The sequence below is a fragment of the Gordonia sp. 852002-51296_SCH5728562-b genome (assembly GCF_001665475.1).
Taxonomy (GTDB): Bacteria; Actinomycetota; Actinomycetes; order Mycobacteriales; family Mycobacteriaceae; genus Gordonia; species Gordonia sputi.
In genome coordinates, this window is the sequence record NZ_LZMI01000087.1 from 21,616 (window position 1) to 40,885 (window position 19,270).

General features: G+C 62.1%; 21 protein-coding genes. 14 read left to right on the forward strand and 7 right to left on the reverse strand.

The window, feature by feature from the left end; all coding sequences use genetic code 11:
- Nucleotides 1-251 precede the first annotated feature (251 nt).
- The 4 genes from A5766_RS16055 to A5766_RS16070 all read left to right on the forward strand — a co-directional run bounded on the left by A5766_RS16055 (nucleotide 252) and on the right by A5766_RS16070 (nucleotide 2,659).
- The gene (locus A5766_RS16055; protein ID WP_156527475.1) at nucleotides 252-860 is read left to right on the forward strand and encodes a hypothetical protein; all 609 of its coding nucleotides are present in this window, start codon (nucleotides 252-254) and stop codon (nucleotides 858-860) included.
- Nucleotides 861-1,071: 211 nt separating this feature from the next.
- Nucleotides 1,072-1,326 (forward strand): hypothetical protein, encoded by a 255-nt coding sequence (locus A5766_RS24455; protein ID WP_156527476.1) that lies wholly within the window; start codon nucleotides 1,072-1,074, stop codon nucleotides 1,324-1,326.
- Nucleotides 1,327-1,366: 40 nt separating this feature from the next.
- A complete protein-coding gene (locus A5766_RS16065; protein WP_064905421.1) occupies nucleotides 1,367-1,576 on the forward strand; it encodes a hypothetical protein in 210 nt (69 codons plus the stop codon).
- Nucleotides 1,577-2,356: 780 nt separating this feature from the next.
- Nucleotides 2,357-2,659 carry a hypothetical protein gene (locus A5766_RS16070; protein WP_156527477.1) on the forward strand — a complete coding sequence of 101 codons (303 nt, stop codon included), beginning with the start codon at nucleotides 2,357-2,359 and terminating at the stop codon, nucleotides 2,657-2,659.
- A gap of 67 nt (nucleotides 2,660-2,726) precedes the next feature.
- Here the strand turns inward: A5766_RS16070 and A5766_RS25540 are convergent, their stop codons facing one another.
- The 6 genes from A5766_RS25540 to A5766_RS16095 all read right to left on the reverse strand — a co-directional run bounded on the left by A5766_RS25540 (nucleotide 2,727) and on the right by A5766_RS16095 (nucleotide 7,950).
- Nucleotides 2,727-2,876 carry a thermonuclease family protein gene (locus tag A5766_RS25540; RefSeq protein ID WP_082965542.1) on the reverse strand — a complete coding sequence of 50 codons (150 nt, stop codon included), beginning with the start codon at nucleotides 2,874-2,876 and terminating at the stop codon, nucleotides 2,727-2,729.
- Between the two features lie 54 nt (nucleotides 2,877-2,930).
- Nucleotides 2,931-3,479: a hypothetical protein gene (locus tag A5766_RS16075; protein ID WP_156527478.1), complete on the reverse strand. Its 549-nt coding sequence runs from the start codon at nucleotides 3,477-3,479 to the stop codon at nucleotides 2,931-2,933.
- A gap of 77 nt (nucleotides 3,480-3,556) precedes the next feature.
- Nucleotides 3,557-4,381: a DUF2637 domain-containing protein gene (locus tag A5766_RS16080; protein WP_197501498.1), complete on the reverse strand. Its 825-nt coding sequence runs from the start codon at nucleotides 4,379-4,381 to the stop codon at nucleotides 3,557-3,559.
- Nucleotides 4,382-4,535: 154 nt separating this feature from the next.
- The gene (locus tag A5766_RS16085) at nucleotides 4,536-5,015 is read right to left on the reverse strand and encodes a hypothetical protein (protein WP_064905429.1); all 480 of its coding nucleotides are present in this window, start codon (nucleotides 5,013-5,015) and stop codon (nucleotides 4,536-4,538) included.
- Nucleotides 5,012-5,725 carry a ParA family protein gene (locus tag A5766_RS16090; protein ID WP_064905431.1) on the reverse strand — a complete coding sequence of 238 codons (714 nt, stop codon included), beginning with the start codon at nucleotides 5,723-5,725 and terminating at the stop codon, nucleotides 5,012-5,014. The genes A5766_RS16085 and A5766_RS16090 overlap by 4 nt, the downstream gene beginning before the upstream one ends.
- A 392-nt stretch (nucleotides 5,726-6,117) precedes the next feature.
- Entirely contained in the window at nucleotides 6,118-7,950 is a 1,833-nt protein-coding gene (locus tag A5766_RS16095) for a hypothetical protein (RefSeq protein ID WP_156527479.1), read from the reverse strand.
- A gap of 590 nt (nucleotides 7,951-8,540) precedes the next feature.
- On the opposite strand from A5766_RS16095, the gene A5766_RS16110 reads away from it, so the two are divergent.
- Complete coding sequence (locus A5766_RS16110; protein WP_064905439.1) at nucleotides 8,541-9,944, forward strand: cytochrome P450; 1,404 nt, start codon at nucleotides 8,541-8,543, stop codon at nucleotides 9,942-9,944.
- Complete coding sequence (locus tag A5766_RS16115; protein ID WP_064905442.1) at nucleotides 9,941-10,990, forward strand: GAF domain-containing protein; 1,050 nt, start codon at nucleotides 9,941-9,943, stop codon at nucleotides 10,988-10,990. Before A5766_RS16110 ends, A5766_RS16115 begins: the two co-directional genes overlap by 4 nt.
- Nucleotides 10,991-11,021: 31 nt before the next feature.
- Here the strand turns inward: A5766_RS16115 and A5766_RS16120 are convergent, their stop codons facing one another.
- A complete protein-coding gene (locus A5766_RS16120) occupies nucleotides 11,022-11,855 on the reverse strand; it encodes a helix-turn-helix transcriptional regulator (protein WP_331710688.1) in 834 nt (277 codons plus the stop codon).
- A gap of 752 nt (nucleotides 11,856-12,607) precedes the next feature.
- Between A5766_RS16120 and A5766_RS16125 the strand changes: the two genes are divergently transcribed.
- The 8 genes from A5766_RS16125 to A5766_RS16160 all read left to right on the forward strand — a co-directional run bounded on the left by A5766_RS16125 (nucleotide 12,608) and on the right by A5766_RS16160 (nucleotide 19,242).
- Entirely contained in the window at nucleotides 12,608-14,176 is a 1,569-nt protein-coding gene (locus A5766_RS16125) for a cutinase family protein (protein ID WP_064905444.1), read from the forward strand.
- A 137-nt stretch (nucleotides 14,177-14,313) separates the two neighbouring features.
- Entirely contained in the window at nucleotides 14,314-15,168 is an 855-nt protein-coding gene (locus tag A5766_RS16130) for a hypothetical protein (protein WP_064905446.1), read from the forward strand.
- A gap of 69 nt (nucleotides 15,169-15,237) precedes the next feature.
- Complete coding sequence (locus A5766_RS16135; RefSeq protein ID WP_156527480.1) at nucleotides 15,238-16,476, forward strand: hypothetical protein; 1,239 nt, start codon at nucleotides 15,238-15,240, stop codon at nucleotides 16,474-16,476.
- A gap of 38 nt (nucleotides 16,477-16,514) precedes the next feature.
- Nucleotides 16,515-17,108 carry a hypothetical protein gene (locus A5766_RS16140; RefSeq protein WP_156527481.1) on the forward strand — a complete coding sequence of 198 codons (594 nt, stop codon included), beginning with the start codon at nucleotides 16,515-16,517 and terminating at the stop codon, nucleotides 17,106-17,108.
- Between the two features lie 12 nt (nucleotides 17,109-17,120).
- Complete coding sequence (locus A5766_RS16145; RefSeq protein ID WP_064905452.1) at nucleotides 17,121-17,408, forward strand: hypothetical protein; 288 nt, start codon at nucleotides 17,121-17,123, stop codon at nucleotides 17,406-17,408.
- A gap of 30 nt (nucleotides 17,409-17,438) precedes the next feature.
- Nucleotides 17,439-17,693, forward strand: a complete 255-nt coding sequence (locus A5766_RS16150) for a hypothetical protein (RefSeq protein WP_156527482.1) — start codon at nucleotides 17,439-17,441, stop codon at nucleotides 17,691-17,693.
- A gap of 35 nt (nucleotides 17,694-17,728) precedes the next feature.
- Nucleotides 17,729-18,316: a hypothetical protein gene (locus A5766_RS16155; protein WP_064905456.1), complete on the forward strand. Its 588-nt coding sequence runs from the start codon at nucleotides 17,729-17,731 to the stop codon at nucleotides 18,314-18,316.
- A complete protein-coding gene (locus A5766_RS16160) occupies nucleotides 18,316-19,242 on the forward strand; it encodes a hypothetical protein (protein ID WP_156527483.1) in 927 nt (308 codons plus the stop codon). The genes A5766_RS16155 and A5766_RS16160 overlap by 1 nt, the downstream gene beginning before the upstream one ends.
- Nucleotides 19,243-19,270 lie beyond the last annotated feature (28 nt).

The window sequence follows — 19,270 nt, forward strand, 5'->3', positions numbered from 1 at the left end:
GACGAACTGCTCGCGTGGGGGCCACGCCAGGTTCAGCCGCGCCATAGTCCATGTCGATTCGACACAACCCCCCTCGATGAGCAGTACCGCGAGGGCATTCCCACAGGTGAGCTCATTCTCCGCGCATCGTGTTCTCGCAACGGGTGGGTACTCAACTTGAACGTAACGCCTGACATCTTCCCCGTCAGAGTTCGGACTCAGTCGAACCTTCGAGCCATCCGATAACCGTACCCACAAGGAGGGATTTAGAAATGACCAGTGGCGAGAATCCTCCACCGAGTTCTCCCGAGGAGGGCGGCTTACCGGAATCGCCTGCTGAGTTCGCTTCGTTAGAGAACTCTGACGCAGGCCGATATGACGCACTGGTGGAGCAGGTGGCGGTGGTGCAAGCGGCCTGGGCCTTCCTAGTTCCCGCCGTAGTGAACGGTGATCTTCAATCAGTTTGGCACCTCGTCGACCTCCCACTGCGCGCCCAGCTCGCATGGCAGTGGGTCGAAGACAACGCAGAACAGCTACGCGAACACGGACACGACCTGCGTGCGAGCGCAATAGGCATCGTCGATCTCCCGGCCGGAAAACGCCCGCTGTGGGAGCACTTCGAGCGAGTTCATGTTCGGGGCTTGAGGGAAGCGTTTCCGGACCCAGAACATTGGGGAATCGGAGCCACGCGCCGACCGTTGGCAGACGAACTCATGTTGATCCACGTCGTCGACAAGGCCAAGTTGGCAGATGGTGAAACCTGGCAGGTCGGCGAGGAGCAGTACGTCTACCCCATTGTCCTTCGCAAACTCGATGCTCAGTGGGTTATCGCAAGCCTCGGCAATTCGCCTCTCACATCGCAGGGACTGACGGTCCAGTAACCGTACGAGAGACGAAACCCTATGAACGACAACACGGAAACCGTCATCACGTTCACCCACGACGATGGACGCACGATCGAGATTGACCACCTCGGGATCGCGTATCCCGAGAACCGCGGTGAGTTCGGATCGCGAAGTCGCCTCGCTCATCGTTACCGGCATCATCCAATACACGAAACGTACGACCGCCGAGCCACAAGGAGAACAGGACATGGCGTCTAACCCAGCCGCAGTCACGCTCGCCGACGCTATCCGCCGCGAGCGCAAACTCCGCGACACCGACCACTGGCGTGACCGGATACAACCCAATCTTCTCGTCGAGCAGCTCCAGCACCTCGAAGCCCGCGCGCTAACGGCACCCAAATCCGAGCTTCCCGCCATCGTCGCGGAGTTCGCCGAGCTGAGCACCAAAACCAAACGCAAATTCGATCCAGAGCTGCGCCCCTGGTGGAGAGTCTGGCGCTGATCAGCACCCCAGACATCCGGAAAAGGTAAGGAGAGCAAAGGTGAAGGCGTTCGATGCGATCGAGGAAGCGCGAGACGCGGCGGCGACCGCAGGTGAGGCAGGACCAGTGCTCTCGTGGGGCGCCGCCGACTATTACCGAGAGCTTTCTGAGTCCGCCCGCGCGGAATGGGAGCGAAAGTACATCGAGGAGCTGGTCCGGCTGTCGCAGCCAGCCAGACTCGTCACGCCCTATGTCCGGCGTCCGCAATAGGTACGAACTATTAGCGCAGGGGGAATACGGACTATGCCTAACAACTCGGAACGGCAGAGGGCGCAAGGTAGGGACTGGCTTTTCGCGGCCGTTGTAGTGGTCGTCTTTACCGTAACCGGCTCGGTCATCCTGCGATCGATCGATCCACAGTGGTTCGCGGCGATCGTCGCGATCGGAGCGCTCCTAGCCGAGGGGCTGATCGCGGCCGCGATCCTCAGGCGCTCGCAACGGGTGGGTCCTGAACTTGCCCGTTACGCCCGAAATCTTCCCGGTCGTGGTTCGCCGCGAATCCTCGAAAACGTAAGCGAGAGTAGTACCCCAGCGTCCGCGAGACGTACGAGAGAAGAGATTCAGTGATTTTTGAAAGCTGCCAATCGACCGGATACAGACAGGCTGTCGCGTTCTTTCATACGAAAGTTCCACGATGGGAAGGCGCACGGGTCGCAGCCTCGCTCACCGAAGACCGCGAAGTCCTCGCTCAGGCACTCGAAGACCTTCAGGAAAATAGTGGGCACACATTCTCAAACTTCACCGTCGATTCCCTGGCTCACCTGGTTCGATCCTCAGTGAGCGAACACCCAACCCGCTCACTTATCGATGCAACAATCTCGGCCCATCCGGGGTCGGTGAGACTCACCATTTTCCCCGTAGACCACGACGAGCACGACGATCCCTGTGTCTACGAGCTGAGCGTTAGACCGTTGGTCCACGAAACCTACGAGCTCTGAAAACGAGACGAAGTGTCAGGCTAGCGCCATAACCCACAAGGAGAAGCACACCATGAATGACGCTTTCACCAATCAGGAGGTGAAAGGTGTTGACGGCGATCACGTCGAGAGCGAGATTGGTCCGCGAGCCTTGGGTGGCCGGTACCGTTCGGCATACAGCGGGCATGAGTATGACGTCCTCGCGGTGGCCCGCGACGACAGTTTGTCGTGTGGTTGGAGTATCACCGTGAAGTTTGATGACCGACCGTGGCCCATCACGCATGCAACGCCATGGCAGGCTGGCGACGAGGTGGTACGAGAAGCGCCTACCCACGGTGCCGTCGTCACCGATGTCGACACGCAGCACGCCCCCTAGTCTGGATCTCGCGGAGAGAGGCTAGTTCGGGAGCCGGAAACCAATCTGGGCCGCGCCTGCGGGGGCCTCAGTTCCTGGAGCATTCTCCCCATAGCCCGTAGTGGTGCTGAGCGGCTTGGTTCTGGGCCATGCGGAACTGCGTGCGGTATGTGTAGGGCTGGTCGCGGTAGTCGTACTCTCGGGCATAGCCGTCACGCACGAGCCGCTGGTTGAGCATCTGCTGCTACGGGGAGGGTCTGACAAGACGCCTGAACTAGATGCTGGGGCGCGGCTATCTCGCGGTGGGAACGCCGCCGAGGACGAGGTTCTCCAGTTCGGTGAGAGCCTGAAGGTGGAGGGCGACTTCGCTCACCCAGCCTGCGCGTGTGTGCGGCTGACGTTGATCTGAGTCGTCGGAGAGACCGACAATTTCGCCAGCGCGTTGCTCCCAGTCGACGTGCTCTTGTGTGATCCATACCAGTAGCCTGTCGCGGCCATCGGCGCAGGTGTCAGCGCCGATGATGAACGAACGCATGCGCTCCCCCATCGCCGCGGCCTGGCCACGGCGATGGGCGGCACTGTTGTCGTCGACGCGGATAACGCTGTCTTGGTAGGCGGTGATTTGCCGTGTTGCGAGGTCTCGGATTGCGTAGGCGAACCAGTCGTCGATCGAACGGCGCCCAGCTTGCGCTTTCAGCTGCTTGTTTTCGTGATCGAGATGTTCACTGATGGCCGTGAGTCGGTTGAGTGAGCTAGTGAGCCGCTGAATGGTGACCAGATACGAATCGGCACCAGGCGGCGAGGGTTCCCGGCCGCTGCGCCACTCGTTCAAGGTGACCACCACATTTTCACTCGGATCGATCGGTTGTGTGCATGTTATGTCGTTGGTGCGACACAGACCCAGCCAATCGTCGGAGTCTACGGCGGCGACATCGCGAGGTCGGCGTCGGAACGTACCAGTCCTTCGCGCTCGCGGATCTCACGTGCACACCTTAGCCAGCGATCGATGGTTTGCCGGACAGCTACCCACGGGTGGAGTTCGGCGATCTCGCGAGAGTTGTATCCCGCGTCCCACAGCGCGATCACGCGCGCGACTTCGTGCTCGGTCTTTGTAACTCGAGCAGCGCTCCGAACAGCGCGTGCCAACGCCATGTGCTCGTCGGACACCTCGACCTCGCTCGTGGGTACGCGCTGGCTCATGGCATGCGCGTCGGGGTCCACATCGGTGGTCACGTCCGTGCCGTCTAGCGGCGTGTGCTCATCCGATGTGCGTCCCCGCTCAACGTCGTTGAGCTCCTCCGCGCGTGATAAGCCATTGCTAGACAACGCTTCTCCCTTATCGTGCGCGTGCGTCGCCGGGGATTGCCGAGACAGGTGCACGATCAGCCCATGGGTGCTTGCCAGCAGCGCTAGCGGGGGGATGATCGCGATGCCTGCTGACACCAACTCCGGTAACTCGCCGACGTTGACGACGAGCGCGTGGTAGGCGTTGAGCACCACGCTCACCGTCGACGAGATTGTCAGGATCGTCCAGTGATAGCGACGGTCCGCACGCGCATGAGCAGCGGCCACGACAAGCGACAAGCTCGACTGGAGAATGAAGACGTCGACGACGACCGGGAGTAGAAGCGGCAGCCAGCCGGGAAAGACCCCGGTCATCCGGCCAAGATCGAAGAGAGCGTGGAAGCTCAGGATGGCTGCTGCGAGCGCAATAAGTGCGTTAAGCCCTGCGGCTCGCAGCACAGCGCCTGAGAATCGAGAGTGCGTAGCATGGGGCATCGGTCACAGGTCCAATCTGTGGTCGAAGGTCCTGGTGGCGGGGCAAACGCCGCCAGGACCGCTCTTATCTTGGAAGTTGCCTGACGTTCTGATGTTCTTACGCTAGAACGCACTTGTTCTAGAGAACGTGGCGGCCTGGTCGTGCATCGGCGGGTGCGGCAGCGCGGATGGCGTCCACAATCTCTTGAGGTGTCATCGAGTTCTCGAGATGCCGCACTGCGAAACGGATGATGGCGGCGGCTGAGGTCACCTTGGGGGTGCCGCGACGTCCTGCGGCCGTCACCGATTGGAGAAAGTCGTCCTCAGCTTCGTTGAGGTACACCGTGTTCCGCAGGAGTGGGCGAGGGTCGCTGGATGATGCAGACTGCGCCACGGCGGGCTGCGCAGGCGCCGAAGGCGGGCTTGCCTCGGCCGCGGGGGGCTTGTGACGCTCTCTCGGCGTCTGGTCGGTCGCTCCCCTATCGGCCGGCGGCGGCGAGGTCACCTCATCGACGTCGACTGGTGCGACGCGGGCTTTGTTGCGCGGCGGAGGCATAGCGGGTGGTGTCCGCTTGGACTTCCCTCGCGCGTTCTTCATGACGTCGAGCCCGTTGCTCATTTCGTGTACTCCTTCACAAACTTGGCGTTGGCGTCGATGGCCTCCGCGAACGGAATGAGTGCCTTGGCAGGTGGATCTTCGGACGAGATGGCGATGCGCTTGGTTCGCTGGCCGACCGCGGTAGCGCTTGGGATCGGGAGACCCACCTGGATCGGTGTGCCTGCGACGATGCGTTCGAGGGTGGCCAACCCGTTAGCTGGCGGCGTCGGCGGCACCTTGTTGGGGATGACCACTACCGGGTAGTCACTCATGTCGTCGGCGAGTTGGCTCAGCCCCTCCAGGTCGAGCAGGTTCAGAGTCGTCGGAGCCACCACGACGTCAGCGACGGACAACGCGCCATGGGTGTGTTCAGCTGCGCCGGGATGGGTATCGACGACAACCCATTCGGTGTCCCACTCATCCGCCCACTTCATCAGTGCATCAGCCATGACCTCACCCGACGGGGCCTCCGTCGCCAACAGAGGATGGCCGGGAACCAGCCGAGGTTTCCTGAACCCTTTGAGCGGTCTTGGCGTCCTGCCGTTCTCCACCGCGTCGAGTATGGGAATCCGCAACTTGTCCTGCGGGCGATAACCCCACTTCGCCGTCACTCCCCCGCGATCATGCTCAAGGTCGACGAGCACCGCATCCAGTCGGTACGCGAGCTCATACGACAAGGTGCTCTTCCCCACTCCGCCCTTACGTGAGTGGCTGACCAAGATCTTCGCCATCAGAATTCCATCCTTTCAAACGCTTGAACGCTATACAGCAATAATGTTCCGATGTTCAGAATTTCTAAAGTAGGACAACACGAACACAATAACGTTGTTACGTGCTGGGGTCAGAACGTTTAAACATTCATGCGCTCGTAGGTCGAAACGTTCGTCTGTTCATAGGTCAGAACTTGAAAACGTTTTGAAGTTCTACAGTTTTGACGCTCTGACATTCGAGCGTTTAAACCGTACAGCCATTCTACTCTTCATCGCTAGAGATGAAGAGTAGCACAACGTACGAACGCACAACAGTAAAAACACACGAGCGCTCTTTCGGAGTAACGTTCTTACGCTAGAACGCTCCCGTGTCAAAACAGAACAATGTTTGAACCGCAGTAGTCCATCGAGCATCACGGAGGCACGTTGTCTTCGCGGGGGATAGTCGCGGAACGCCCTGCTACTCGACTTGCGGTCAAGTTCCGCCGCAATCTCACTGTATGGGCAGGTCGCACGGGTGCCCCTGGTCTCCGTGATCCACGCGCTCCGCGTCGCAGTCGTTGCCTGATAGACATGCTCTGGCGCACAGTCGGCGCATGCCATGCTTCTCGTTCGCCCGTAATGGTCCAAGCAAGCTGGGTGCTGTGCGCGGTAGCGCCGCACAAATCTGACGCCCCAGCAAGGCTCTGAGGACCACGCAACCATCGGGTCCCGCGCCCTTGCCCCATACGCACTGCCAGACCACTCTGCTCAAGCAGCGCCAGCGCGCGGCGCACTCCGTGGCTCAGGGTGCCGGGGGGCAGCCCGGATTTAGCACTGAGCTCGGAGGTCGTCGTGCCGGGGCCATGGGCGGGTAGGTGGGTCCAGATGGACCAGGTGGGGTGGCCGAGGGTGCCCCAGATCCGGTGGAGGATCGGGTGGGCCAGCTTCCGCCCCCTCTGTGTGAGGTCATGGTGCACATCCGTGCGGTAAATCGGATGTGGGGTACTGAGGCTGTAGCAGGTGGCTGCGTGGGGAGCGGTGGCTCGGTCGTGCGGTTTGCTGATTGCAAGGAGTCCGCGGTCGACGAGTGCCTTGATGCGTCTGCCTGCGGTGGCGTGGCTGACGTTGAGCCAGAGCGCCACGTCGCGCCAGGCAATCGGCCGGTGGTCAGTGCCGTAGCCGTCGTCGAAACGGTGCGCGATGACTGCGTAGGCCGCAGCCACAAGTGTGGAGTCATCCCAGGACGAGATTTCGGTGAGGACTGTACGGATCAGGTCGTCACCCGCAGGGTCATGGGGCCGGTAGGCAGTAGCGGCGGCTTTGATCGATTCCCAATGCGCGCGCCCACCGTCGTCGCGGGCGGCGAATTTCACGAACGCGGGGCAGGTGCGATACCAGGCTGATGCGCGACGCCAGCTACGTAGCCCGTACTGCCACAGCACCCACGCAGCGGCGGTGGCCGCGTGAGATCGGTAGCCCTCGCTAGGGGAGTGGTGCAGGATGGCCCACTGCTGGGCGGTGAACGGCCGCCGCGGCCGCCACGCCCGAGGCTGGTCAACAGCTCCCGCCGCATCGTGGACGTCATCGCCGGCAGCGTCATCCGCGATGCGGGGGAGTTCGTCGAGGGTAGCGGTGGAAACTCGTGGCTGTGGAGACTTGACTGCCCCCCGCTTCTTCCGGCTCTCAACTTTGACGACGGCAGGCGCTGTGGTGAGCAGCGTGGGTAGTTCTCGGATCGCGCGGTCGGCACGCATGGTGGCCGCTGTGGCCGTTATACGGGCACCGGCCTCGTCGATGGGATAGCACCAGCCGCCACCTGGCTTCAGTGGTGCCGAGCCAGGTAGGCGGAGGAATTGGTGGGGGGTGCGCAGGTCGAGCTCGGTGGGCGAAAGACCTTCCCACGTACGGATGATGTGGATGCGCTCGATCAAATAGTCACGTGACGCTTTGCTGGGGCAGGCGAAAGCCACGTGTACCGAGTCCGGTGATCCGGATGCTGCAAGGTAGGCGACCTGGGCTGCCGCGTCGTCGCCAGTGCTCAGGATCGGGAAAAGCACGCGATCGGCGCAGTGATCGAGGTCGACGACCACGAGGTCGGGTCGCACAGGAGCGACGATCGCCCACACCGCTTGTCCCGCGCCTGCATGTTCGGCTTGGGTGATGAGGTCGGCCGGATCACCCGAGGCCTCACGAACTGGCGCACCATCAGGTACCGCGCGCAGCGCGTAACCCTCAGTGGCTGGTGCCAGAAGGAGTCGATACAAATCAACCCAGCGGCTACCAACCAGTGAGGTATCTGTGTCAGATTCGTGATCCGACACGCAATCAGAAGTAGCGTCGCCCAACAGGTACGCGCTACCCTGAGACCAGTCCGTCACGACTGTCCCTTCGGGGATCAGGGAGTGAACTTTCCCGAGTTCGCCCCTACAACTTCACGAGCGCCCCCGGTTCCCGCCGGGGGCGTTCGTCGTCTAATCAGCCAATCAGTCGAAGCTGGCTGTTGTCCTCCTCCTCTTGCCGGTCGGGGCCGAGCGCCAAGTCGTCCCGTCCTACCTGCGTATACGCCAAATCAGCGAGCCAGCGCGAGACGCTGCTGTACCCGTGTCTCCTGGCGCTGTCGTCGAGGTTTACCTCGACGCTTGTTCGCACCGTGTACTGACGTCGTGGACCGAGGTAGTGCTGAGGCATAGGTCGTCCCCACTTTCGAATTGAAACCGTGACGCCAATCAGGTCAGCTCGTAGTCTGCCGGGAACGTGAAGCAGATTCCGTTTGACACGCCGCAAGTGTTCGCCGGGATTTGTAAGTGTTCGCCGGGGTTCAGCAGTGCGAGGGCGATCTGCAAAGCTGGATGTCATGTCGAAGCCGCTAAGCCAGCTACCGCACCCACCGGGCAGGCTCCCCTTGGTGGGGGACATACGGTCTGTTGACCGTCGTACGCCGACTCAGCACGAGACGAGGCTCGCGAAAGACCTCGGCCCTATCTACCAGCGGCTACTACTTCGGGATCGCCTCGTCGTTGTGGCGGGTGCAGAATTGGCCCAGCAATGCACAGATGAAAAGTTGTGGGGGCGAGTCCTTATTGGTCCAACAGCAAAACTGCGGGACATTGCTGGGGCGGGACTATTCACCGCGAGGTCTAGCGATCCGCTATGGTCCCAAGCTCGCGCAATACTGAGCCCCGGGTTCAGCCAAGAAGCTATGCGCGTCTATCACTCTGCCATGACGAGCGTGGCGATGGATCTGGTCGACCGATGGTCCCGCGAGCCAGCCGACGTCCATAGAGACATGACTGCGGCCACGTTAGAGGTGATCGGCCGAGCAGGATTCTCGCAGCCTCTTGGTGTGCTTGGAAACGATCGCAGCGCGTCGGAGCCGGTACCGGCCACGGGTGCATTTTTGGCCGCGCTCGAGCGCACCCTGGACTGGGCTAGCGAAACAAGTAATGACCTGCCCATTTTGGGATCAGCTCGGAGCTTGGCGACCAAGCGGCAGCGGGAATCGGACATCGCGCTCGCGCGGGCGTACGTCGACGGGATCGTGCAGCGCCGCCGAAAGGCCGAAGCCCAACGTCCTGGTTCGACGAGCGACCTGCTCGATCTTATGCTCACCACCCGCGATCCCAAGACCGGAGAGTCTCTCCCTGACAACAACATTCGCGATCAGGTGTTGACATTCCTCGTTGCTGGACATGAGACCACAGCTGCGCTCATGGAGGTGGCGCTCTACTATCTGGCTGCGGATCCCGCTCTAGCAGCGCAGCTACGGGAAGCGAGTCTTGGAACGAGCTATGACGAAGTATCGAAGAATCGCGCGCTCAGGGCATTTCTTAACGAATGCCTCCGCCTATGGCCTCCTGTACCCGGCTTCTTCCGTGTCTCGCGAGTAACGCAGGACCTGGGTGAGTATTCAGTTCCAGCCGGCAGGGCGGTGTTCGTGCTAGCACTGGCGGCCCAACGTGATCGCGAAGCCTGGGGAGAGGACGCAGATACGTTCCGAGCCGAGCGATTCCTCGAAGCAAGAGTGACCGCGCGCTCAGGGCGGTTCTTCGCCCCCTGGGGAGCCGGTCCGCGGTCGTGCATCGGCAGGCAATTCGCGCTGCACGAAGCGGCGGTCCTCCTGAGCACGGTCCTACAGCATTACGATCTGGAACTTGCGGATGGCGCGGGCGATCTCCGTATGAGGGAGCGTGGAACTCTGCGACCCGAAAAGTTCGACATTAGCGTCCGGCCGCGCACTCGTCAGATGGAGAAACAATGAGCGCTTGGTATGTGATCGAAAGCCTACGTCCCCCGGCGTTTTCGATCCTCTTCCGCGATGGCGAGGAACGCGACTGGACCTCTATTCGATCGTTGACCCGCAGCGAAGGGGTTGATGTCATTGAGGATCTCTGCGGGACCGTGCGCGACAATCGTGAACCACTCGACGTCCAGGTGCGCGGACGTCAAGGCCCGCGCCGAGTGATCATGAAACCTGTGCTCGGCTGGGAAGATGACGTCTATGCAATCAAGACGTGGATCGGCGATGTGGATGAGGCACCGGCACCCGAACGATCTGTCGCAGCAGTGAATTGGGATATAGAAACGCTGACAGCACGACACACTTTGGAATCCCACCTGATGAGTTCCTGTTCGCCCGAAGGGTTTGGGGGAGTGCGGGACCCAGGACAGTTCCTCAGAAAAGTGGTTCAGTTCGATTCGCTGAATGAGTTAGCCGAATTGTGTCTTAATGACGGAACTCGGGACCACTTCCAAGGGTCACTGACTGTGTTGCATGATGATAGCCATCTGATGGCCTGGCGGGGGGCCGCGCGGTCTGGCTGCGGGCCGGACGCCAGCGAGGTACGAGGAATCTTCCACGACATCACTGACACTCAGCCGCCAGTGATCGGGCCTCTAACCGCCCTTCGGCTAAGCGACCTCGAGCGGCACAGTGACGCGCCCCCGGCGGTGTTGGTTGCCTACCGGACGGACGTTGGACGCGACAAAGGCGGAGAAGTCATTCCCGCGCTGATGTACTGGATTTCTCCTCGCCCAGAGTACGTTGCCGAGTCGGCACCACAGTTTCCAAATGAGTCCGCACTCCCTGGGAACCTCGTTCATCCTGACGACTGGCATGAGTTCGCGCGAGCGCGCAAGGTTCTTGAGGCTGGCCAGGACGACCTTGAGTTACCCTTTGCGGCTCGACTTCTCAACAACCAGGGCGGATGGACGCAGGTACGCTTTTCACTCCGACGCTACCCCGGCGCCGTCGGTCAGGTGCTGCATATTGGACGGTTTAGCCCCGTGGAGCGCACCTCAGACTGAACATACCCAAGAGTACGACGATAAGTTGCGTCTAACGCTGGCGGCGGCGGCGTGCCGCCGAACGGTCAGCGAGATGTTCAACCCTTTCGCTGCGCGTGTTCTCCCAAGCGTTGACTACTTCGCCTGGCTCAACCCGGTAAAGCGCGGCCATCGCGTCGACCAGATGCTCGGGAAGGTCGCGTCGCTGGCCACGCTCAAGCTCGCCGAGGCTGGTTCTACTGACCTGTAGCTCCGCTGCCGCCGACGTCTGGGACTTTCCCGCCCACGCTCGCAAGTCAGATAGCTTCACATCGCCCACCCCAGGCGTAAGTTGAGCTATCTCGATTAGAAGTACCTGCGCAACGGTGGCGAGATTCTCTGGGCTGGGAACAGTCACGCTGTTCAGCCACGCCGACACGCTCTGGCGCGACACCCCGGCTAGTTCCGCTAACTCATCCGCGCGCACGCCCTGCCGCGCCATCACACGCTGTAGCGCCGCAGCTGAAAAGCCTTGGACACCGGCACGGGGCACAGTGTTGCCTCCCACTTCAGGTCCGTTGGTCGCCGAGTCGGCCGATCGTTGCACTTCATTGTCTCGCGCCCTCATAAGACCCTCTTCCAACTTCCGCCGAATACATGCGCCCAATAATTGCATGGCTGGCGCCAGTGCTCTATGGTGAGAGCAGAATGTCGCTCCGCTTGAGACATAGGGATGAGGTGTTACGATCTCCTCACAATCGCGCACCTCGCCAAGGTGGAAGTTCCCGTGGCTCCGGATGTCCGAGCTCGGTCGCGGCAACAAGATCGACCCCAGCTGGGGGTCAACTTTTTGCATCGTGACGGAGGAGGGTTTTGGGCGTGTTCTTAGATGTCGCAAGCAGCTCATGTGTCTTGGACCGTGTGTGCGTCCACTAGTCGCGCTGCACCAGGAGCGTGCAATGAGTCCCTAGCCCGAAAGAAACTCACGGCATCTGATCAGAATTTAGATTGGCGTCTTTCCCTGATCAGACACCGTGAGCCTCGATGTGAATGTCCAACTCGTGCGGTTGTCACCGCCCCTGGTCAGACGTCCCGAAGTCTACGCGTCTCACGTGCAGCTCGCGGGGTCTGCTCGTCGGCGTGTGCCTTCCATACAAAGGCCCGTTAATCTTCCGAGCAAAAGGCCCGAACAATGATCACAGCGTTAGCACCGCGCTCGACGAGCGATCCCCCGTCCAGCGGGGGCCGCTGCGTTCTCGCCGCGACGTGGGTGAGGCTGCGGCTACTTGCCGGCGTATCGCGGCCCGAACTCAACCAACTAGGAAGCCTCAGCGATCGGAAGGCACTTTTCGTAAAGACGAAACCTCGGGGATGGGACGGTCAGATTGCCGTCGAACAGTCCCACCCCCGGGGCCGAACCAACGGGAACCAGCGAGATGCAGATTTGCCGTCAAACGTCTCGCAGCAACCCGATGTGCGCCCAACCACCCACGAAGGGGCTGAGCCATGATCAGTCTAGGTCAGTATCGTTCGACCACGCATTATCGCCGGGTAGGCCTGGCAGCGAGCGGCGCGCTCGCCTCAGTAGTGCTTGTTGCAGCGGGCGCCACGGTTGGGCATGCGGCCCCACCGAGTCAGGGGTCAGGTTGCCCCGGTCTGATGGTCTACGCGATCCAGGGCACCGGGCAGTCGTCACCCGACGCCGATCCGGCGAAGGACGCGGGGTTCCTGTCCCAGGTACTCCACCCTGCAATGCAGGCCGCCCGCGGCGAACTGGATCGAGCATATGTGCCCTATGACGCCGGATTCGGCGGGGCAGTGGCCGGGGCGGCAGTGCCTTATGAGCAGTCTGTCACCGGCGCAGTCTCGAAGGCAGAGGCGTGGATCAAGGACAAAGCGAGTTCGTGCCCTAACACAAAGTTCGGCCTGACTGGGTATTCGCAAGGTGCTCATGCAGTGCGGATCGTCCTCAATGACATTGTCGCGGGCAAGACGGCGATCAACACCGAGAAGCTCGCTCTGGTAGCAAACTTCGGTGATCCCGGCCGCCCGCAGGGCGCGTCGCTGTTCCCCGGTAAGCCGGGACAAGAGACTCCTGATCCCGTGCCTGGTACAAGCGGCGCAAACGTGTCGAAGGTGGTTGCCTCCGCGACCACTTCGGCCCCAGGCGGCGGCATTGCACCCCAGGCTGACGTGGACAACGACGCGTACAAAGCTATTGCTGGGCGTTACATGTCGGCGTGCACACCAGGCGATCTGGCCTGCGATGCGCCCACTGACGCACCTCTAGCTCACGTTGTAGCGAACATCGCCGGACAGTCCGAGCTCAACCCTGACGATCCGGTCGGATCTCTGTCCACTGTTGCGCAGGCACTCGCTATGACCGCGGTCAAGACGGCCGTGCCGGTGATCAACGAAGATGTGCAGGCTCCCGAGAACAATCTCGAGTCATTGAGTTATTCACCGCAGCAAACTCTTTCGCAGCGGCTGGCCACTGCATCGGACCCTCGGACACCGCTTCCGAACGTGAGCGATGCACTGTCGGCGATCGTGAAGGTGGGCACGATTGGGTTCAACGCGGTTAAGACGGTGATCCAAACTGTCGCTACACCAACGACTATCGCTGCGGTAGCCACCGCGGGAGCGGCAAATCCTCTCGCGATCGTCGGCATTCTCGGCGCGAAGCTCGGTGAGGCCGCAGTGACGCTCGTGCCGCCCGCTACACAGGAGCGTTGGGTTTCGAACGCCTTTGACGCTTTCAAGGCCGAGTTTTCGGCCAACTCACAGTTGTTCGAAGTGTCGTCGCTGTTGAAGTACTGGGACGCCGCAAAGCAACACACATCGTATGGCGAAGTGGCCGCGACTCCGACTGGACAGCCACCCACGACACTGGTCGCGAACTGGATTGCTGCCGCCGCCCGAGACATTGCGGGTAAGGGTACCGACTCTGCGCAGCAAGCGGACGCCAATACCCTTCCGTGGCTCCTGGGCGGTTCCACGTCGGCCCCGACCACAACAGTGCTGCCGACTGACCCGAGCATCAGCGACGGTGGGTCGTTCCCCTGGGGGGGTGGAAGTGATTCCACAACCGGATCGTCGTCATCGACAGCGCCGACGAGTACGTCCACGCCTCCCGAAAACGGTTCTGCACCAACAACATCTGTACCTACCAGTGCGCCGCCCGGTGGGGATCTTCCATCGTTCCTTCAAGGCGGTGGGACCTCATGACGAGCCGTCCACCGGCAGGAGTTTCGCGCTGAGCGCGATGTCTCCATGTCGCGCGGTGGTGATCGAACCACCACCCATGATCTGCCCCCCGAACCCGTTTTGTACGCCAGTCACACTTCTAAGAATTGAGACCCGCGATGGCCGCATCCGACTCTGATTGGACAGACAACCCGAACGTGCAGTCGTGGTTGGCCACTCCGTCCTCACAGGAGGACATGCCGACGACGCAACAACCCACGACGACCCTGCGTCCCTATCCGTCGGCCGCTTTCGACGACGCCGACGCACACTCCGAAAACCAGTGGGAGGAGAGCGGGTTTCACGACGCAATGACCGCCGATCCCGGTCCGTCGGAGTTGTTCGACGAGTCAGCGACCTACAGCATGACGGCTGCGCCACAACACAATCCGTATGACCAACGGCCGCCGCATCCGAAACGCACCAAGACAGGCCGCATGACGCGCGTACCTCGGTGGGTTCTCCTGCTCATCGGCGCGGTAGTCGTTGTGGTTCTAGGAGTCGGAGCGGTGCTGGCTTTGACGGGTGATGACGATCAACCAACCCCTACCGACGCGTTCACGATCCCAAGCCAAGCAGCTACTCATGCCGCTGACGCTGACTGCCCGTCGAGCAGTACCGGCGATGTGACAAAGGGTCGCGACTCGGGGGGCACTGACAGCGGCCCCAACGTGATCAAGGCCTTCGAGCACGCCTACTACGTGACACGCAGTGGTGCCGATGCACGGGCGTTTGCCGCACCGACTGCCCAGATCGGCACTGCCGAGCAGATACAGACCGGCATCGATTCGATCGACGAGGGGACGCTTTACTGCACCACCATCACCGACCGCGGAGCCGGTCTTTATGCCCTGGAGCTGACGGAGATTCGTCTGCGGGGCGAAGCGCCAGTCACTTACCACCAGCTCGTTCAGACAACCAGCTCGGACGGCCGCACGTGGATTGTCTCGATCAAGAAGGACACAGGCTCGTGAGCGCTACTCGACGTTCAAGAACACAGTTACACCGCATCGTCTAACCACTCAATTATCAAGGAGCAGTTCATGTCTCATCATCACGCTCGTCAGCACGAGGTGTCTCCGCGCATCGTTCGAGCTGTTGCCGCCGCCACGGTGGCAGCAGCACTCACGGCCGCAGCAGGCACCGCGTGGGCCGAGCCGGATCAGCCCGGCGTTACCGATCCTGGCACATCGTCGCCAACTCAACCGGGGATCACCCCGGCTCCTCCGGCTCCGACAACGCCCGCACCCGCGCCCGCGCCGGTGGAACCGCAAACCCAGTCGGGGCCTAGCTTCATTCCGGCACCGACCTACGATGCGCCACCTGTGGTCGAGGGCTCTCCCCAGTACGTTGCGCCGAGCTATTCGGCGCCTTACAGCGCCGTGCCCCCGGTCGTGCATCTGCCGCAACCCACGCGGCCTGTCAATCCGGTGCTGCCGCGGCCAGGAACGGTGAAGATTGGCAACTTCCGCACAGCACAACCGGCCTGGCTGTCGGATGCTGACGCCCGAAACATCAACGGGCAGTCGGCCACTGTGGAGGCGCGTACCGCAACTTTCTATGAGTCGATTGGTTTTCCGAAGAATCAGGCTGCGCGGGCCGCAGCGTCGACGGCCACCGGTTACGTGGCCGGGGCCGGTCTGACCTTTGCGGCAACGGTCGTACCGATCACTGTGGTGACCGGTGTCGTCGGCACGGTCAGCGGGTGCGCTATCGGTGCGGGTATCGGGTCTCTGGTCCCGCCGCAGGGTCTCAACGTGCTGCCTGGTCTGGCTATCGGGTGTGGTGTTGGTGCTGCTGCCGGTGTCGCCACGGGAGTGGCGGCGTCGGCTGGACTGGCGTTGGGTGTGGGTGGTCCGATCGGGGCTGTGGCCGGCGCGGCCATCGGCGCCGGGGATGCGCAGGCGCGCGAGGGCGCTCCGCTTGGAGCACCGACCGACGAGGACCCGAAGCTGTCGCGGCCGACACCGCCGCACCCGGACGCCAACCAGTACGAGTTGCACCTGGATAACGCTGGCCTGCCCGGTAACGGCACCGTCGACTACGTCGTCAACAAGCGCGGCGACGTGTCCGGTCAGATCAACGCGGGTCCGGTGCACGCACCGATCGCGATCAGCCACGAGCAGGCCGACGCCCCGTACAAGGCCGCTGGGGCATTGGCACAGACCGCGCGCGATTCGGTGGCGAATGCCGTCGTCGACGCCACCGAGGCGGCGAAGAAGAGCATCCCTGGTCTTACCGCGGCGTTCCCGCAGTACGAGAACTCGAAGGCTCACCGCTGATGTCGGCCGCGAAGGTGGACCAACAACACGCAGAACCTATGCCGCGCGCATGGGTTGCAGGTGGCGCATCGGTGCTGCCGCCCAACCCTGCCGACATGCTCGAAACGCGTACCTCCAGGCTTGCCGAGCATCTGGTGTCGGCGGTCGGGTGTCACGGTGGGGCCGGTGTGTCCACCCTCGCGGCCCAGCTTCAGCACGTCGGAGATTCGGGCCAAGCATGGCCCGGCCGTACCGACGAACCGCCCTTCGCGGTACTCGTTGCGAGGGAATCTGCTTGCGGGCTCAGCGCTGCGTCGATCGCCGTCCGCCAGTACGCCACGGGGCACGCACCCGGTCACGTCGTGCTGCTGGGACTGGTGCTCGTCGCCGGGCGGCGCGGAAAGCCGTCCTCGCGGCTGCGACAACAACGCGAACTACTCGTGGGTTCGGGACTGTTCCCCGAGGTCTGGCACATCGGTTGGCAGGACTTCCTTGTCGACACCCCTGTCGACGAATTGCCTTCGGTAGGACCAGATCCCGACCCTCCCACGCGGAGATTCGATCCCTCGATCACGGTGGCGCCTGACATCGCTGCCTTCGGGCATGCCCTCCGCAATCACGCAGTGACCCATCTCGCTACAACCAACCAGTGAAGGAGTCTTTCCATGATTCACAGCACATTTGCCACCACACTTTCGACGGTCACCTACCACGCATTCCCCTCGATTCCCGTGCCGGGCCTCTCGGACAAACTGAACACCCTCGGCGGGTGGGCCACTTTCCTGTCGTACTTCGCCTGCGCTGTGGCAATCGTCGTCGGCGGAGGCTACATCGCCTGGGACAAGGTCACCGATCACGGTGGAGGAAAGGGCGTCAAGATCGCGATCGGCGCAATCATCGGGACGATGGTCATCGCCACGAGCGCAACCATTCTCAGCGCCGCAGGGCAGTGACAGTGAGCGGAGGCAGACATGGTTGGACAAATGATTCTGGCCTACAGCAAGCTCCCCGAGGACGTGACGGAGAACGTCACTCTCATTGGTGGCTGGTTCGTTTTCCTGGCCAATTTCATCGCGGCCGTGCATATCGTTTTTCTGGGCGCGGCGCTATGCATCGACAAGGTGCGACAGCACCCGCTCAGCGACATCACGACGGGGGAGTGGTTCACCAAAATCATGGTCGGAGTGTGGATCGTGGCGATCGCCGGGGATATCGCAGCCGTCGTCATCGCCGCCTAACACTGGCCGCTGTCGCGGTCGGCTGCATCGGTCTGATGTCGACGACCGTCACCGGTTGTTCCGACAACCAGCCGACACAGCGTGCGGCAGCTCCGTCGGTGAACTTGGCGAGCGCACCGACCAATGTTCAGTGGGCCGATTTCCACGGCATGCGCATCCCGCAGGCCAAGGAGGGACCCCACGACTTCACCGACGCGGTCGCACCTGATGGTTTCGATCGGTCGCCGGTCGGCGCAGCACTAGATGCGATCAACGCCACCGTGCGTCTGTCTGTCGCCCACGACGGTGAGTGGCCGACCGTCGTCCGCAAGCTGGTAGCTCCAGGGGCTACGCGCGACGCCTTCATCACGAGCCGCATTCAGCTGTCGACAACATCGGACGTACCCGCTGCCGAAGCTCCGACCATCCAGGGATGGAAGGTCACGTCGTTCGATCCGAGTAAGGCCACCGTCGACATCTATTCACAGATGCCCGACGGCTCCCACACGCTCAACCACACAACAGTGCTATGGACATCTGCCGGTGATTGGCAGCTCCTTCTTCCCGAGAGCACAGCCACAACATCGCCGGTCGTGGCAGTCGCTGCGACGCCCGCCGACATGGTGCGAGTGAGGACTACCTGATGTCTATACCGACCCCCACACCTACCAACCATGATCCCAATCGTGGCCGCTTCTCCGAGCTGCGCCAGTCGGGTGGTTACCGAGGAACCACCCTCATGCTGTCGTTGCTGGTGCTCGTCATGCTGATCGTCGGGGCTGTGTTCACCGCCATCAGCGCCCGTCATGACGATGCTGGTGATGACCCCACAAGCGCAGGGGGGTCGGTGAGCGCTCCGACGGCCAGCGGAGCACCACGAGAACAAGCATCACCTCCGGTGACAACGCTGCCCGACAACGCATTTGGCGTGCCCAGCACAGACAGCCGGGGGCGTCGAGTCGACACCCCAACCAATCCGCTCGGTCAGGTGCTCCCACAGAACGGTACGCGCCCGAAGAACTCCGACGACCCAACCGGCGCGGTGCCACCACCCGACGGCCTGATGTGGCAGCGGGTGTACGGCGCGACGATACCGTTCTCGACGTCGGATGGTCCCACCGCGATCAGCGCTGATGGTGTGCCGTCAGGGTTCTCGCACACACCGCAGGGTGTCGTACTGGCTGCCTGGCAGATCGGGCAGCGAGCAACGTGGGCACCGGACTCGCAAGCCACTGCGCTGTTCAAGCGAGCAGCCGTAGTGTCGCAGGCCGCACGGCCAGTGGTGGAGCAAATGGAGAGCAACCAGGCGCAGCTCAGCGCCGCCGAGCCTGACCTGCCACCTGAGATGCGTGACATTCCTATCGCTGTGCGAGTGACGAGCTATTCCGACGACTTCGCACACGTCGAGTTCGCTCAAGGCCTCACGCGCACTGACGGATTCACTGCCGCATCGTCTGCTTTGGACATGGTGTGGCAGGACGGCGATTGGAAGTGGGTCGTGCCCGATAAGGGCCAGGAACCAGGCCAACTGCTGATCGGCACCAGCGGAGACGGGTGGACGCCATGGTGATCACCAGATCCCGATCACTAGTACGACG

Excerpts from the sequence above, each read along its gene's own strand:
- A5766_RS16145 (WP_064905452.1), top strand. The coding sequence starts at position 17,121 with ATGATTCACAGCACATTTGCCACCACACTTTCGACGGTCACCTACCAC.
- A5766_RS16055 (WP_156527475.1), top strand. The coding sequence starts at position 252 with ATGACCAGTGGCGAGAATCCTCCACCGAGTTCTCCCGAGGAGGGCGGC.
- A5766_RS16130 (WP_064905446.1), top strand. The coding sequence starts at position 14,314 with ATGGCCGCATCCGACTCTGATTGGACAGACAACCCGAACGTGCAGTCG.
- A5766_RS16125 (WP_064905444.1), top strand. The coding sequence starts at position 12,608 with ATGGTCTACGCGATCCAGGGCACCGGGCAGTCGTCACCCGACGCCGAT.
- A5766_RS16110 (WP_064905439.1), top strand. The coding sequence starts at position 8,541 with ATGTCGAAGCCGCTAAGCCAGCTACCGCACCCACCGGGCAGGCTCCCC.
- A5766_RS16160 (WP_156527483.1), top strand. The coding sequence starts at position 18,316 with ATGTCTATACCGACCCCCACACCTACCAACCATGATCCCAATCGTGGC.
- A5766_RS24455 (WP_156527476.1), top strand. The coding sequence starts at position 1,072 with ATGGCGTCTAACCCAGCCGCAGTCACGCTCGCCGACGCTATCCGCCGC.
- A5766_RS16140 (WP_156527481.1), top strand. The coding sequence starts at position 16,515 with ATGCCGCGCGCATGGGTTGCAGGTGGCGCATCGGTGCTGCCGCCCAAC.
- A5766_RS16155 (WP_064905456.1), top strand. The coding sequence starts at position 17,729 with ATGTCGACGACCGTCACCGGTTGTTCCGACAACCAGCCGACACAGCGT.
- A5766_RS16085 (WP_064905429.1), bottom strand. The coding sequence starts at position 5,015 with ATGAGCAACGGGCTCGACGTCATGAAGAACGCGCGAGGGAAGTCCAAG.
- A5766_RS16090 (WP_064905431.1), bottom strand. The coding sequence starts at position 5,725 with ATGGCGAAGATCTTGGTCAGCCACTCACGTAAGGGCGGAGTGGGGAAG.
- A5766_RS16150 (WP_156527482.1), top strand. The coding sequence starts at position 17,439 with ATGATTCTGGCCTACAGCAAGCTCCCCGAGGACGTGACGGAGAACGTC.
- A5766_RS16070 (WP_156527477.1), top strand. The coding sequence starts at position 2,357 with ATGAATGACGCTTTCACCAATCAGGAGGTGAAAGGTGTTGACGGCGAT.
- A5766_RS16115 (WP_064905442.1), top strand. The coding sequence starts at position 9,941 with ATGAGCGCTTGGTATGTGATCGAAAGCCTACGTCCCCCGGCGTTTTCG.
- A5766_RS16135 (WP_156527480.1), top strand. The coding sequence starts at position 15,238 with ATGTCTCATCATCACGCTCGTCAGCACGAGGTGTCTCCGCGCATCGTT.
- A5766_RS25540 (WP_082965542.1), bottom strand. The coding sequence starts at position 2,876 with ATGCTCAACCAGCGGCTCGTGCGTGACGGCTATGCCCGAGAGTACGAC.
- A5766_RS16120 (WP_331710688.1), bottom strand. The coding sequence starts at position 11,855 with ATGAGCTGCTTGCGACATCTAAGAACACGCCCAAAACCCTCCTCCGTC.